Annotated in this window: 10 protein-coding genes; 4 read left to right on the top strand and 6 right to left on the bottom strand. The window is 70.9% G+C overall.

What is annotated here, in order from left to right:
- Positions 1–21: 21 nt before the first annotated feature.
- Positions 22–807: an SDR family oxidoreductase gene (locus ABT354_RS11730; RefSeq protein ID WP_351492186.1), complete on the bottom strand. Its 786-nt coding sequence runs from the start codon at positions 805–807 to the stop codon at positions 22–24.
- A 96-nt stretch (positions 808–903) separates the two neighbouring features.
- Between ABT354_RS11730 and ABT354_RS11725 the strand changes: the two genes are divergently transcribed.
- On the top strand, positions 904–1749 hold the full coding sequence (locus tag ABT354_RS11725) for a hypothetical protein (RefSeq protein WP_351492184.1): 846 nt from the start codon (positions 904–906) through the stop codon (positions 1747–1749).
- A gap of 87 nt (positions 1750–1836) precedes the next feature.
- Here the strand turns inward: ABT354_RS11725 and ABT354_RS11720 are convergent, their stop codons facing one another.
- The 3 genes from ABT354_RS11720 to ABT354_RS11710 all read right to left on the bottom strand — a co-directional run bounded on the left by ABT354_RS11720 (position 1837) and on the right by ABT354_RS11710 (position 4247).
- Positions 1837–2046: a DUF397 domain-containing protein gene (locus ABT354_RS11720; protein ID WP_351492182.1), complete on the bottom strand. Its 210-nt coding sequence runs from the start codon at positions 2044–2046 to the stop codon at positions 1837–1839.
- A 249-nt stretch (positions 2047–2295) separates the two neighbouring features.
- Positions 2296–3156, bottom strand: coding sequence for a helix-turn-helix domain-containing protein (locus ABT354_RS11715; RefSeq protein WP_351492180.1), 861 nt, complete (start codon positions 3154–3156; stop codon positions 2296–2298).
- Between the two features lie 371 nt (positions 3157–3527).
- Complete coding sequence (locus ABT354_RS11710; RefSeq protein WP_351492178.1) at positions 3528–4247, bottom strand: GOLPH3/VPS74 family protein; 720 nt, start codon at positions 4245–4247, stop codon at positions 3528–3530.
- Positions 4248–4478: 231 nt separating this feature from the next.
- On the opposite strand from ABT354_RS11710, the gene ABT354_RS11705 reads away from it, so the two are divergent.
- The 3 genes from ABT354_RS11705 (at position 4479) to ABT354_RS11695 (ending at position 10767) form a co-directional block, all read left to right on the top strand.
- Positions 4479–7178, top strand: a complete 2700-nt coding sequence (locus ABT354_RS11705; protein WP_351492176.1) for a D-alanyl-D-alanine carboxypeptidase — start codon at positions 4479–4481, stop codon at positions 7176–7178.
- Between the two features lie 258 nt (positions 7179–7436).
- Positions 7437–9320, top strand: a complete 1884-nt coding sequence (locus ABT354_RS11700) for a DUF8823 domain-containing protein (RefSeq protein WP_502983390.1) — start codon at positions 7437–7439, stop codon at positions 9318–9320.
- 448 nt (positions 9321–9768) lie between these two features.
- Complete coding sequence (locus tag ABT354_RS11695) at positions 9769–10767, top strand: adhesin (RefSeq protein ID WP_351492174.1); 999 nt, start codon at positions 9769–9771, stop codon at positions 10765–10767.
- Positions 10768–11190: 423 nt separating this feature from the next.
- Here ABT354_RS11695 and ABT354_RS11690 read toward each other — a convergent pair whose 3' ends face one another.
- Both ABT354_RS11690 and ABT354_RS11685 read right to left on the bottom strand, forming a co-directional pair.
- On the bottom strand, positions 11191–12477 hold the full coding sequence (locus tag ABT354_RS11690; RefSeq protein WP_351492171.1) for a CHAP domain-containing protein: 1287 nt from the start codon (positions 12475–12477) through the stop codon (positions 11191–11193).
- Positions 12478–12722: 245 nt separating this feature from the next.
- On the bottom strand, positions 12723–13934 hold the full coding sequence (locus tag ABT354_RS11685; protein WP_351492169.1) for an aggregation-promoting factor C-terminal-like domain-containing protein: 1212 nt from the start codon (positions 13932–13934) through the stop codon (positions 12723–12725).
- Positions 13935–13976 lie beyond the last annotated feature (42 nt).

Here is a 13976-nt window from a genome sequence, read left to right as displayed (position 1 = left end):
CGGCGGGCGGTGGGGGCGGGGTCATCGCATCAGTTCGCCCGCGTTCACCAGCAGCGACTGGCCCGTGATCGCCCGCGCGCGATCGGAGGCGAGAAAGACCACCGCCTCGGCCACATCCTCGTCCGTGGCCAGCTCCGGCAGGGCCATCCGCTCGCACAGCCGGGTCAGTACCTCGCTCTCCGGCACCCCCTCACGGCGGGCGACGGCCCGGGTGTACGCCCGTACCCGAGGGCCCCACATCCAGCCGGGCACCACCGAGTTCACCCGGATCCGGTCCGGGCCCAGCTCCCGGGCGAGGGAGTACATCGCCGAGGTCAGCGCCCCCTTCGAGGCGGCGTACCCGGTCTGGAGGACCCGGCCGGGACCCGCCGCCGAGGACTGCGAGCCGATGATCACCACCGAGCCGCCGCGCTCCCGCAGCGCGGGCAGACAGGCCCGGGTCATCCGCAGGGTCCCCAGCAGATTGACCTCCAGCACCTCCCGCCACCCGTCCAGGTCGGCGTCGGCCAGCCCGCCGATCAGCTGGTCCCGGGCGGCGACATGCACCACCGCGTCGATCCGCCCGAACCGTTCCCCGGCCAGTTCCGCCAGGGCCGCGCACTGTGCTTCGTCGGTGATGTCGACCGCCCGGTGGGCGGTCCGCTCCCCACCGGGGTCCAGTGCGGCGGCCGAGCGCGCCAGCCGCTCCCCGTCCCGGGCGCCGAGCACGGCGTTCCCGCCCTCCCGCAGCACCGCCGCCACGACCCGCGCGCCCAGCCCCGGGCCCGCGCCCGATACGACCACGGTCCGCTCCCGCAGTGTTGTCATCGGGATGTCCTCCCCGCTCTGGCGCCGTATCTGACGATCCGTCAGAGTGGGCAGGGTAGGCCGACGGGGACGGCGAGCGGAAGGGAGCCGGGGCCGATGAGTGAGGACACCCGCAGCGGGCTCTATGCCGAGCTGGCGGCGGTGGGGCCGTATGGGGCGCACCCGGGCCATGCCCTGATCACCCTGGTCGAACCGCATCCCGGCCATGAGTACGCGTACAACCGCTGGTACGAGGACGACCACTTCTACGCGGGCGCGATGGCCATGCCCTGGATCTGCGCGGGGCGCCGCTGGGTCGCCACCCGGGAGCTGCGTGAGCTGCGCTTCCCCGAGGAGTCGGCGGTGGCCCGGCCGGTGACCGAGGGGTGCTATCTCTCCGTCTACTGGCTCACCGAGGGCCGTTACGACGACCATATGCGCTGGACGGTGGCGATCAACCGACGGCTCAACCGGGACGGCCGGGTCCATCGGGCCCGTACCCATGTGTTCACCTCGTTCCAGGACCATGAGGCCACGGTCTACCGGGACGGCGCCGCCGGACCCCGGGACCGGCACGCGCTGGACCATCCGTATCGGGGGCTGGTGCTCCAGGTCGTGGACGCGGCGGGCCCCGGGGAGCGGGCGGAGCTGCTGGAGTGGCTGCGGAGTCGGCAGCTGCCCAAGCGCCTGGCGGGCCCGGCGGCGGGCGCGGCGCTGGTGACGGTCTTCCGTCCGACACCGCTGCCGGTGGACCGGATGAGCTATGTGCCGCAGGTGGCGGGGGTGGACACCCGGCTGACCCTGCTGTGGTTCCTGGAGGAGGACCCGAGGGAGGGATGGGAGCCGGCCTTCGGCGGGCTCGGCGAGGAGGTCGCGGCCTCCGGCCTCGGGCGGGTGGAGCTGGTGGCGCCGTTCATCCCGACCGTGCCGGGGACGGACCGCTATGTGGATCAACTGCGCTGAGGTGCGAACCCTCTCGGCCAGGACGGCGGACCGGTCGAGAGGGCTCTGTCACCAACCGCGCCCAAGGCGCGTACGACCCGGTGTGGCTCAGCCGAGGTCGAACGCGCTCCGGGCCACCGTGTTCACGAACGCGTTCCACGAGCCGGGGACAAAGGTGATCTCCGGGCCCGTCGGGACCTTGGAGTCCCGGACCGAAATCGCCCGGGTGACGGGAGACTTGACTTCCACGCAAGCCCCGTTGCCCCCGGAGTACGAGGACTTCGTCCAGGACTCCGTGGCGCCTTCGATGAGTGCCATTTCCGCTCCGCTTCCACGAGTGAGGTGAGTGCACCAACGATTTTGCCGGTGCGTGACGTGCTGGACGCTACTCGTCACCACTGCCCCATGAGGCGTGCCTTCACCCGGTCGGATGGCATATTCCAGAGGGCTCTTCCGCAAGTCGGTGCAGGGGTGTACCTTGCGCCCCTCGCTCACCGACCCGGCTGATTACCGCCGGTGAAGCCGTTTCCGCCGTTATCGCCGCCACAGGTCCCGCACCGGTACATCTCAGGGCATCGTGTACCGCTTGGCGATGTTCTCGATGAAAGCCCGGGACTGGTCAGCATTCAGCGCCTGCGCACGCAGATGTTCGTACATGACGGTGTACTTGTGTACATCGTTGGCCTTCTCCAGATAGAGGTCACTGGTCACACCTTCGATATAGACCACACTGGAATCGGTCGCGTCCGGAAACTCAAGGATCGCGTACTGACCGTTGATGCCCGGATGTGCTCCCATGTCGAACGGCAGCACCTGCACCGTGACATGGGGCAGCCGGGACAGCTCGATCAGATACTCCAGCTGTTCTCGCATCAGCGCCTTGGCGCCCACGATCCGGTGGAGCGCCGCTTCGTCCACCACCGCCCACAGCCGCAGCGGAAGCTCCTCCGCGTGCACCCGGTCCTGGCGGCGCATGCGTACGCTGACCCGCTTCTCGATGTCCGCCGCACCGCTCTCCGGGAGGGCTCCCGCGATCAGCGCCTCGGCGTACGGACGGGTCTGGAGCAGCCCGGGAACCACCTGCGGCTCATAGACCCGAAGGCTGGCCGCGTCGGTCTCCAGCCCGATGTAGACGCTGTAGGGGATATCGCCGAAGGCATGCCACCAGCCCTGCTGCCGTGAGTCCTTGGCCATTTGCATCAGCGAGTCGACGATGCGGTGGTCGTCCACCTCGTAGACTCCGCACAGATCGCGGACATCGCGCTGGCTGATCGACCGACGGCCGTTCTCCAGGCGACTGATCTTCGACTGTGACACCAGGAGGCGTTCGGCCACCTCTTCGGCGGTCATGCCTTTCAGCTCACGGAGCCGGCGCAGCTCCAGGCCCAATCGGCGTCTCCTGACGGTGGGATTGACGTTGGACGCCACGGAAACTGCACCTCCGGCTGTTTGTCTGAGCGTATGTACTGCTCAGCAGACTGCCACCAAACGGCCGGGGCGCGCTGTGGAATCGCCACACGGAGCACATTCATGACATCATCCGCCGCACCCCTCGGGGGAATTCTCGTACGGGCGCTCGTATCGCCGCCCGGCCGTACGGATCCCGACCGCACGGATCACCGCCCGACCGTACGGAGGCGGCGCGACGGCTGCCTCCCTACGATCGGGCGGTCGGTCCTACGATGTGCGGTCCTGCGATCCACGGTCCCACAAAGGCGTCATGACACGCTTCGGTACGGGAATCCGGGCCCAGGATGTGTGGGGTGGAACGAGAAACGGCGCGCGGTCGCGGTCGCGGCTCAGTGGGCCGCGACCCGGGCCATGCCGCCACGGCGGGCCTGCATCGAGACGGCCGGCTGTCGGCCACTCGGCGCGGGCGCGCGGCGCGGCTGCGCGGCGACACCGTTCTGAACGTCCATGACGGCGTGTGCCACCAGACCGCCCATGGGGTCGTGCCGGATCAGATCCCGCAGCCGGGACCGTGAGGAACGCCCCTCGTTACCGGGGTAGAGATGCTTGCCGAGGCCTACCGCATGGGCCAGCGCGGCCAGTGCGGCGGTCCTCGGGTCCGGCGGTACGCCGGTTCGGATCGCACTGTCCAGCCGGGTACGGATGTCCCGGCTGATCGCCGTGTCCGTCGCCTGATAGCGAGTCGTCGGCAGCACCCCGCACATCTGGCCCGCCACGGCATGCACCATGCCGCATCGTTCCAGGTGAGCGAGGTAGATCTGACGCAGCCCCAGTCGGGGCCCGCCGATCCAGTGGACCGCCCGAACCGGGCTGCCGCGTCTGCGCAACAGCTCCAGTGCGGAGTCCAGTGTCGGATCTCCGGTCGGCCGTGGCATCACCACGGCGATACGATCCCCGTCTGGGGCTATCCGTCCTGCCAGAGCCAGCTCCACTAGCTGGGCTCCGGCAAGGCCGAGGTCGAGCGACTGCGGCTGCGCTGTGGTACCCGTGGTCGGGTCCAGAGCGAGCAGCAGAAGCTCCTCCGGAAGTGTTCTGCGGCTCCTGCCCATCCATGCCTCCCCGCGTGGATGAATGACAGGGTGACGCCTCTCACATTGGTCTGTCGAGAGTGCCTGAGTGCTTTGTATGGGAACCGATAGGTATGTCGTTCTCGTCTAGAGGCAGGGGCCGTGCTCTCACACAGGACACTGATAGATGGTTCGGACAACACGGGCTGCCGGTAATCGGCGTCCGCAAGTGCGTACGTATGGCTGCGGCGCATGACTCATGGAGGAGGCACGGTGGCGGGCGAGTCCCCCGACAGGTCGGAGCAGCGGAAGTCGCCGGGGGAGTCGGCTCAGGGCGAACGGGACCCGAGGCTCGCCATGGCGGGCCGGCCGCGGCCCTTGGAGCCGGACCAGCCGACGGCGGTCTTCAAGCTTCCGGCCCTGCCGGAGCGGGAGTCGGAGGGGAAGGACACCGCCGACGGGGACGGGCCGGGGGCGTCCGGTCCGCGCGTTCGTGAAGCGGGTACGGAGACGGGCTCGGTGGAGAACGACCGCGCGCTGCGGTCGGCCGTGGCGGCGTGGGTGGCCTCCGCGGATGACGAGCCGGAGTCCCCGAAGTCCTCGAAGTCCCCGGATTCCCCGAAGTCCTCGAAGGACGACGCGCAGGATGACTCCGAGGGCGCCGCGAACGCCGACGACGCCGAGAACGCCGAGAAGTCCGCGGGGTCCCAGGGCGCTCCGGATGCCGAGGACTCCAGGGGCGCCGGCCGCGCGGGCGACGACGGTGACCCGGAACCGGACGGGCCGAAGGGCGCGGCGGATGTGACCGCCGAGCTGCCGGAGGTGCCGGCCGAGCGGACCGCTCTCCTGCCCGCGGTGAACGCGGCGGACGTGGCGGACGCGGCGGAGACGACCGCGCTGCCGCAGGTACGGGATGAGCGCGCGGACGAGCACGAGGACGACGCGGACGGCCCGGACGAGCACCAGGGCCGGGACGACGAGCCGGCCGAGGGGTCCGCCGAGGAGCCCGTCGCATCTGCGAAGGCCGAGAAGAAGCCCGAGGCCGACGCCGACACGGCTGACACGGCCGACGCGACCGGTGACGACCCCGAGGCCTCCGACAAGGACCGGGAGCCCGTCACCGACCACCCCACCGCACTGCTCACCCCCATCCGCGACAAGGCCTTCCCGGGCAAGCCCTCCCGGGACCAGGGCAAGGGCACCTCGGAGCAGGACACCCCGGGCAAGGACACCTCCGGCAAGGAGGCTCCCGGCAAGGACTCCCGTCCCGCCGTCGACCAGCCCACCACCGCGCTGCGCAAGCCGCCCGCTCCCCGTACCGAATCCGCCCCCGCGAAGGTCTCCGCCGCCAAGGCCGGGGCCGCCGGTTCGGCCGGGGCCGCGGCCGAGGAGAAGTCCACCGAGCGGACCAGCACCTTCGTACCCCTGCGTACCGACGAGGACATCCCGCGCCCGTCCTGGAGCAGGAACGAAACACCGGCCGCCGCCGGTACCGCGACCGCCCCCGGAAAGCCTGCGGCCGACGCCCCCGGCAAGGACCGTACGACCGACGCTCCCGGCAAGGGCCGTGCGTCCGACGGTCCCGGCGGGGGTGACGGCCCCGGCTCGGTGGCGGCCTCCGCCGCTCCCGCGGGACCCGTGGTCCCCGGAGCCGCCGCCGCCGAGGCCGAGCGCACCCGTCAGCAGCCGATGCCCCCGCTCGATCTGCTCGCCCAGCTGACGAACACCCCCGACACCCCGCTGCGCACCGCGGCCCGCCGGGTCAAGATCTGGACCCCCCTGGTGATCGTTCTGCTGATCGTCCTCGGGGTCGCCCAGGTGGTGCGACCGCTCCCCGGGACGGAGCTGCGGCTGACCGCGGAGTCCGCCTTCACCTTCAAGGGCGGCGCGATCGACCTGGGGTTCCCGAAGGACGGCCAGGGCGCGGTCGCCGTGGACGGCGTCGGCACGGTCGCCACCTACGGCACGCTCAAGCCGAAGCCGATCGCCAGTGTCACCAAGGCGATGACCGCCTATGTGATCCTTCAGGAGCACCCCCTGCGCGGCAAGCAGAAGGGTCCGAAGATCGCGATAGACCAGCGGACCGCCGACGAGTACGAGGAGCGCAAGGACTCGGAGTCCGTCGAGCCCGTGCCCGCCGGGATGGAGTACACCCAGCGTCAGCTGCTCGAACTGGTGATGGTCCGCTCCGCCAACAATGTGGCCCGGCTGCTGGCGCGCTGGGACGCGGGCTCCGAGAAGGCGTTCGTGGCGAAGATGAACGCCGCCGCCGAGGAGCTGGGGATGAAGGACACCGTCTACACCGACCCCAGCGGTCTGAACAAGACAACCGTCTCCACCCCGCTGGACCAGGTCAAGCTGGCCGAGGCGGTGATGAAGAACGAGGTCTTCCGGGAGATCGTCAACACCACCCAGATCACCGTTCCCGGCATCTCCGGCATCCGCTACAACACCGCCGACCGGGTCCTGCTCCAGGACGGCGTCGGCGGGATCAAGACCGGTTCGTCCACCCCCGCGGGCGGCAACTTCCTCTGGTCGGCCAATGCCGTGGTCGACGGCCGGGTGCACCGGGTGTACGGGGCCACCTTCGGTATCCAGAAGGCGGAGAAGCTGCGGGACCGGCTGATCAAGGCCATGGACCACAGCGCCCGGGTGATCAAGAAGGCCCAGTCCTCCCTCACCTCCGCTGTCGTGATCAAGAAGGGTGAGGTCGTCGGCCGGGTCGAGGACGGCCTGGGCGGCACCACCCCCGTGGTCGCCACCAAGGACCTCAAGGCGGTCGGCTGGCCGGGACACAAGGTCGAGATAGCGATCGACAACGGCGACAAGGCCGTCCCCGGTACCGGGAAGCGGGGCGATGTCGTCGGCCGGATCTCGGTCGGCACCGGCGAGGGCCGGCTGACCGCACCGGTCGCGCTCCAGCGGGACCTCCTGGAGCCCGGTCTCATGGAGAAGCTGACCCGGGTCGGCTGAGCCATCACCGGCCGTACGGAACACGAGGGCGTCCCTGCCGGGGCGCCCTCGTGTTAGCGTCCGGACAGTTCCGGGCAACCCGGCCGCACCCGCACGGCGTCCTTCTCCGAAGGGCGCCGTCCGGCGCGGAAGGCGTCGCGGGGACCAGGACCGGGCAGCCGGTCCGGCTTCGGGTCGAGGCCGGTCCGGAGACCGACAGCGACAGAAGACGACGGACACGCCGGGCAGAGGCCGGACAGACGACGGGGAGAGACCGCAGTGAGTACCGCTGAGCCGGTCCGTACGGACGGCCACAGCATCCGTACCGGACCCACTGGCTCCGCAGTCGGCGCCACCGGGTCGGCCGGGTCCCGAATACCGGAGCCGGACGACGGGCCCGGACGGAGAGCGGGCGGCGCCGCCCGCGCGCTCGCGGATGTCTGGGACCGGCTCTCCCGCCGCCCCGTACTGGTGACGACGGTGGTCGCCGCCGTCGCCCATCTGCTGTGGTTCTTCTTCCTCGCCAACAGCGGCGGCGATCTGGCCGCCCAGGACGCCTGGGCCGAGTTCGTGGGCCAGCACCCCGGGTCGGCGTACAACCTCGCCTGGTACGGCGGGATGCACCCCGTCTCGTACAGCGTGGTGTCGCCGTATCTGATGTCCCTCATCGGGGTGCGGTCCACCATGATGGTCGCGGGGACCGTCTCGGCCGCCCTGACCGCGCTGATCCTGGTCCGGCTGCGGGCCGTCCGCAACCCGCTGGCCTGCGCGCTCGCCGGGGCCTTCGCCTTCCTCTGCAACGCGCTCTCGGGCCGGGTCACCTTCGGCCTCGGCATGATGTTCGCGGTCGCCGCGGTCGCCGCCCTCTTCTCCTGGCCGCACCGCTGGCGTCACCGGCGCTGGGCGAAGGGGGCCGTCGTGGCGCCGCTCGCCGCGCTCGCCACCGCCTCCAGCCCGGTCGCCGGGCTCTTCCTCGGGGTCGTGGCCGCCGCGCTCTTCCTCAACGGACGCAGACCCGGCGCGTACGCCATCGGACTCCCGCCGGTCGCGGTGGTCGGCCTCTCGTCATGGCTGTTCCCCTTCTCGGGGACCCAGCCCATGTCGCTGGCCTCGTCCTCGCTGCCCTTCGTCTACGGCGTCCTGGTGGCCGTCCTCGTACCGAAGGAGTGGCGGACGGTCCGGGTGGCCTCCGCCGTCTACGCCCTCGGGGTCTTCCTGGCCTGGGCCATAGACTCCCAGATCGGCTCGAACATCTCCCGGATGCCGATGCTCTTCGCCGGGGTGGCGCTGCTGGCGGTCCTGCCGTACACGGTGCCGCGCTCGCTGAAGTGGTACGCCCTGGTCGTCGGCTTCATCGGGATGAACGCCTGGGTCGGTTTCAAGGGCGTGGACGACATCGTCCGTACCGCCCCCACCGCCTCCTGGAGCTTTGAGCTGGCCCCGCTGGTCGACCAGCTCCAGAAGGTCGACGCGGAGAAGGGCCGGGTCGAGGTCGTCCCCGCCAGCAGCCACCGGGAGGCGTCCGCGCTCTCCCCGTACGTCCATCTGGCGCGCGGCTGGAACCGTCAGGCCGACATGAAGCGGAACCCCATCTTCTATGACCAGGAGAACCCGCTGACCTCGGTGGACTACCGGGCCTGGCTGGAGCGGTGGGCGGTCCGCTATGTCGTTCTCCCCAAGGGCGACCCGGATGTCGGCGCGGAGCAGGAGGCCGAGCTGGTCAAGGGCGGGTTGCCCTATCTGGAGAAGATCTGGGGCGACTCCAACTGGGCTCTCTTCAAGGTGCGCAACCCCGTACCCATGGCCGACCCGCCGGCGACGGTGGAGCAGGCGACCGCGGGCGAGGTCCGCATCCATGTACGGGAGCAGGGCCGGGTACGGATCAGGATCCCGTACTCGCCCTGGCTGGGCCTGGTCGACGACAAGGGCGACAAGGTCGCGAGCCCCGGGGAGACCGAGGAGTCCAAGCAGCGGCCCGAGGGGTCGGCCAAGAGCTTCGACAACCCGGCGGGCTGTCTGATCAAGCTGGAGGCGGACGCCGAGGGCGACGAGTGGACCGAGCTGGTGGCGCCCCGGGCGGGGACGTACCGGCTGGCCGCTCCGTACGACCTCCAGCGGGGGACGCCCTGCCCGGAGGAGATGCGGCAGGAGACCACCCCGTAGCGATCGATGACAGCCGGGGACCGCTCGACCGTGAGCGGTCCCCGGCTGTCGCGCTGTTGCGGGCTCACCGGCTCTGGCACTGCTACGGCGCTCCCCGGCGACGGCGCCCGGCCGGTACGGCGCTCCCGGGCCATGGCGCCCGGGCCGGTGCGACGGTCTCCGGCGGCGGCACCCGGCCGGTGCGATGGTCTCCGGCCATGGCGATCACCGTCTGTATACGATTCCGGCCCTTCGGTGAACTCCCGAGGGGCTTACCGCCGTTAACCCCTGTCGGCCCACCGACTCCTCATGCATAGTGGACACGGTTTTCTCAGGCATACCGAACAGTCGGTCTACGTGGTTCAGGTGTGAGATGGCGTGCGAACGATGCGGTGGCCCCGGCGGCGCGCTGCCGGGAATGCGGTGCCCGGTCTGCGGTACCCCGGCCGGTCAGGGGAGCGGGAGCTGGGTGGCACGGGACACCGTCCTCGGACGGCTCTCGCTGCTCTCCCGTACAGGAAGGATTCTGCTGGTCGGCGGCATCGTCCTGACCGCGCTGGCACTGGCCGCCTCCGTGATGACCCTGCGCGGCGGAGAGTCCTCGCGGTCCAAGGAGAACGGGGCGCCCCGGGAGCCGGGGCTGCTCCCCGACGAGCTGGGGGACCTGGGCGGGCTGGGCGGCGTACCGCAGCGGATCGAACCCTCACCGCCGGCCGGTTCCTCCGGCGCGGGCCGGGCGGGCGACCGGGCCGGGGAGCGGCGCTCCACCGAGTCCACCAAGTCGGCGGGTTCCGCCGGAGGCGCGGGTTCCGCCGCGCGCTCCTCGTCGCCCGACCCCCGGAAGTCCCGGGAGGCCGCCTCGGGCACCACGGCCCCGTCCGCCGGCGGCACGGCGGGCACGGCGGGCGCGGGCGGTCGTGAGCCGGGGCGGACCGGCCGGGACGTCCAGCGCCCGGTCTACACGGCCTGGGCCGGGCCCGGCTGCTCGGGCGGTGGCCGCTACCAGGAGCACGGCCGCTACCAGGACGGCGACGAGGGCTGGTACACACGGTGGAGCGGTGGCCATCGGGGCGACGGCTGCGACGGCCGTTTCAGCGCCCTGCCGATGTCCGGCCATGATGACTCCGACGGCGGCGGCTGGGTGGCCTGGTCGTGGTACGTCGGTTCCGGTTTCCACTGGTGCGATCTGACCGTGGTGGTCCCCCGGGCCGAGCGGGGCCGGGATGTGGCCGGCGACCCCTCCGTCTACCAGGTGCGGGCCGCTCGTTCCCAGGGCGGCGGGCTGCTGCGGAGCTTCGCGGTCGACCAGGTGGCACAGCGTGGCAAGGCCCTCCGGATCAGCCGGGTCGGGGTGAGCGACGAGCAGGTGACCGTCCGGCTCCTCGACCGGGGCCGGGACTGGGGCGAGGGCCGCGAGGGCGCCCATCACGCGGCGGCACAGATGCGGCTGGAGTGCCGGGCGTCCTAGGTCGTGTCTTCAAAGTCCCGTCTGCCGGCCGTGCCCTGGCACGCACACTCGCGATGTTGTCGTCGGTCGCCGATGGCCCCCTGGGCCTGGCGGCCCGGGAGGTGCCCCCACCGCATGGACTCCCTCCTCCGCCTTGCGATTGCACGCACCAGACCCCGCCCGGCCCGCCCTCCGGGCGAACGACGCTACTTTGAAGACACTCCCTAGCACCTGGCCGCTGACCCCTAGCCTCTGACCTCTGACCTCCGGCCTCTGTCGGTCGGCGGGCGGGCCCACCTGTGTCCGCGCATACGGCGCCGGCCCGCGCCGCCTGGGGCGACGCGGGCCGGTCGGGAGCCGGTTGGGGGCCGGCTCCCGGGAAGCCGATGGCTGGTGACCGCTGACCGGCGGCGGATGGGTTGGGGCCCGTACCGCGGGTGGGGTTCAGCCCTTCGGCGAGACAAAGGCGAGGACGGGGCCCGCGCCGACCGGGCTGGCGGCGGTGTCCCAGCTGAACCAGCCCGACTTGGAGACCTGGCCGCTCTCGTTGCCGCCGACGGTCTGGATCTGCTTGCCGTCCGCCGAGACCGCCACCACGATGTTGACGTGGTCGGCCTCGCCGTCGTTCAGATTGCCGTCCTTGTCGTACAGCACCGCGTCGCCGAGCCGGGGGGCGCCGGTCCGGTAGGTGCCGTGCCGCTGGCCGTACTCCTTGAGACTGACGGCGCGGGCGTCCACCTCACGGGCGTGGTCGACGCCGTTGCCCGCCCAGATGTACTTCACGAACTCGGCGCACCAGGCGCGGGCGTGGACGAAGTCGAAGTCGTTGAAGTTGTTGCCGACCTCGCGGTTGGCGTCCGCGGCGATGTCCTGGCCGAGGGTGTTGACCTGCTTGCAGGTGGTGGTGTCGGGGGCGGCGGAGAGCAGCCGCTGGGTCCAGCCGGACGTGTCCACCGGGTCGTTGGTGTGGTAGACGATGTCGCCGCCCTTGCCGTCGGAGACATTGCCGTCCTTGTACCAGTACATGGCACCGGTGGTCGGGATCCGGCCGAAGTAGAAGCCGCCGCCCGAGGAGACCAGCTGGTCGAAGGCGGACCAGCCGTCGTTCTTGAGGTCGTCGCGCTTCCAGGCGCTACCGATGATCTTGTACGAGAGAAGGCGTCCGTCGGCGGCGGTGGCCAGCAGCCGGTCCTGGCCGACGGCGGTCAGGGTCTTGAGGACGAACCCGGTGCCTATCTCCTTGCGCTGGGCTATGTGCTGGGAGCCCTGCGGCTTGTCCTGCGAGACCAGGTACTGGAGGAGGTTTCCGGCGGCGGTGGTGCCGTAGAGGTGCCCGTACCCGTCGTAGGTGAGCTTGTCGTGGGTCCAGCCACTGGCGGCGATCTTCTCGACGCCGGACAGCTCCAGGGCGGTGTTGTTGGTCCGGACGTCGACCCGGTAGAGCGCGCCCGCCGTCGAGGTGACCAGGATGGTGTTGAAGTTGAGGGTGGCCATGGCCTTGGGGGTGAAGCCGAGGTCCGGGCCGATCAGGGTCTTGAGGCGGTCGCCGCTGGTGTTGATCGCGGAGTACGTCAGTCTGCCGTCCTCCAGGATTCCGTAGACCGAGGCCTGGCCGGAGCAGACCTGGGCCGCCGTGGCCGGTGCGCCGGTGACGGTGACCAGCCCGAGCGACGCGGCCGAGAGGGCGAGACCCGCGACGGCGGTACGGAGCTTCTGGGACTTCGCGAACATGCTGGTTCTCCAGTTCTCGGGCAGCCCGGACGGAGATGCGCCGGGCGGAGGTCTGTGAGGAGGGGAGGGGGTACGAGCGGCGGCGGCGGGGGTGTCACCCGGGTGCGTCGCCCGGGTGCGTCGCTCCGCGTGCCACCCGGGTGCGTCGCTCGGGGTGTCACCCCGGGTGTGTCGTCCGGGTGCGTCCGGGGGCGTCCGGGCACCGCGACAAGCCGCCGTGGCTCGGTACCGGTGGTTCTTGTGGCTCAGTACCAGTTGTTGTTCAGGAAGTGGTTCCAGGCGCCACAGGGGGTGTCGTACCGGTTCTCGATGTAGTAGAGACCCCACTTGATCTGGGTGATCGGGTTGGTCTTCCAGTCCGCGCCGAAGAGGCCCATCTTGGAACCCGGGTTGGCCTGCGGGATGCCGTACGCGGCGGAGGACGGGTTGTCGGCGTTCCAGCGCCAGCCGCTCTCCCTCTCCCACAGCCGCTCCAGGCAGCTCCACTGGGTGTCGGTGTTCCAAGAGGCGCCACGCGCGGCCATCAGATTGCGGCCGGCGGCCTTGACCTGGGCGATGTTGTCCCGGTCGACGGTCTCGGGGGTCGTGGTGGTGGTGCACTTGAAGGTGTTCGGCTGGGCCGAGAGCAGCTTCTGCGACCAGCCATCAGTGTTCACCGGGTCGTCGTTGTGGTAGGTGATGTCGGCACCGCTGCCGTCCTGGGGGTTGGCGTCCTTGTACCAGTACAGGGCGCCGGTGGTGCCCATCCGGCCGTAGTAGAGGCCGCCGCCCGGCGAGACCAGCTGGTCGAAGCCGGACCAGCCGTCGGCCTTCAGATCGTCGCGGTCCCAGGAGCCATTGCTGTTGATCTTGTACGAGTGGAGCGCGCCCGCGGCGGTGGTGGCGAGCAGCCGGTCGTCACCGGCCGCGGTGAGCGTCTTGAGGACGAAGCCGCTGCCTATCTCTTTGCGCTGGCCTATGTGCTGCGAGCCCTGCGGCTTGTCCTGCGAGACCAGGTACTGGATCAGCGTGCCGCCGGCGGTGCCGTAGAGATGGCCGTGTCCGTCGTAGGTGAGCTTGTCGTGGGTCCAGCCGCTGGCGGCGATCTTCTCCACACCGGCGAGTTCCAGGGTGGTGTTGTTGGTGCGGACGTCGACCCGGTAGAGCGCGCCCGCCGTCGAGGTCACCAGCACCGTGTTGAAGTTGAGGGTGGCCATGGCCTTGGGGGTGAAGCCGAGGTCGGGGCCGACCCGTACCCGGGTCAGATCGCCGCGCGCCGGGTTGATCGCGCTGAAGGTGATACGGCCGTCGTCGAGGACTCCGTACACCGAGGCGGTACCGGTACAGGTGGTGCTCGTGGGGGCGGCCGAGGCGGCCGGGGCGGCGGCGAAGGTGGCGGCGGTGAGCAGTCCGGCACCCACGGCACCGGAGAGCAGGGCGCCGGTGGAGGCACGGAGGGCATGACGGACGGCGGGCACGGTCTCCCCCTGGGAAGTTTCGGGACGGTGGGTGCGTCGACG

Source organism: Streptomyces sp. NPDC000594, assembly GCF_040299965.1.
GTDB lineage: Bacteria > Actinomycetota > Actinomycetes > Streptomycetales > Streptomycetaceae > Streptomyces.
The sequence above is the reverse complement of the archived record's forward strand: the minus strand, read 5'-3'. Positions and strand labels throughout refer to the sequence as shown.

Excerpts from the sequence above, each read along its gene's own strand:
- ABT354_RS11730 (WP_351492186.1), bottom strand. The coding sequence starts at position 807 with ATGACAACACTGCGGGAGCGGACCGTGGTCGTATCGGGCGCGGGCCCG.
- ABT354_RS11725 (WP_351492184.1), top strand. The coding sequence starts at position 904 with ATGAGTGAGGACACCCGCAGCGGGCTCTATGCCGAGCTGGCGGCGGTG.
- ABT354_RS11720 (WP_351492182.1), bottom strand. The coding sequence starts at position 2,046 with ATGGCACTCATCGAAGGCGCCACGGAGTCCTGGACGAAGTCCTCGTAC.
- ABT354_RS11710 (WP_351492178.1), bottom strand. The coding sequence starts at position 4,247 with ATGGGCAGGAGCCGCAGAACACTTCCGGAGGAGCTTCTGCTGCTCGCT.
- ABT354_RS11690 (WP_351492171.1), bottom strand. The coding sequence starts at position 12,477 with ATGTTCGCGAAGTCCCAGAAGCTCCGTACCGCCGTCGCGGGTCTCGCC.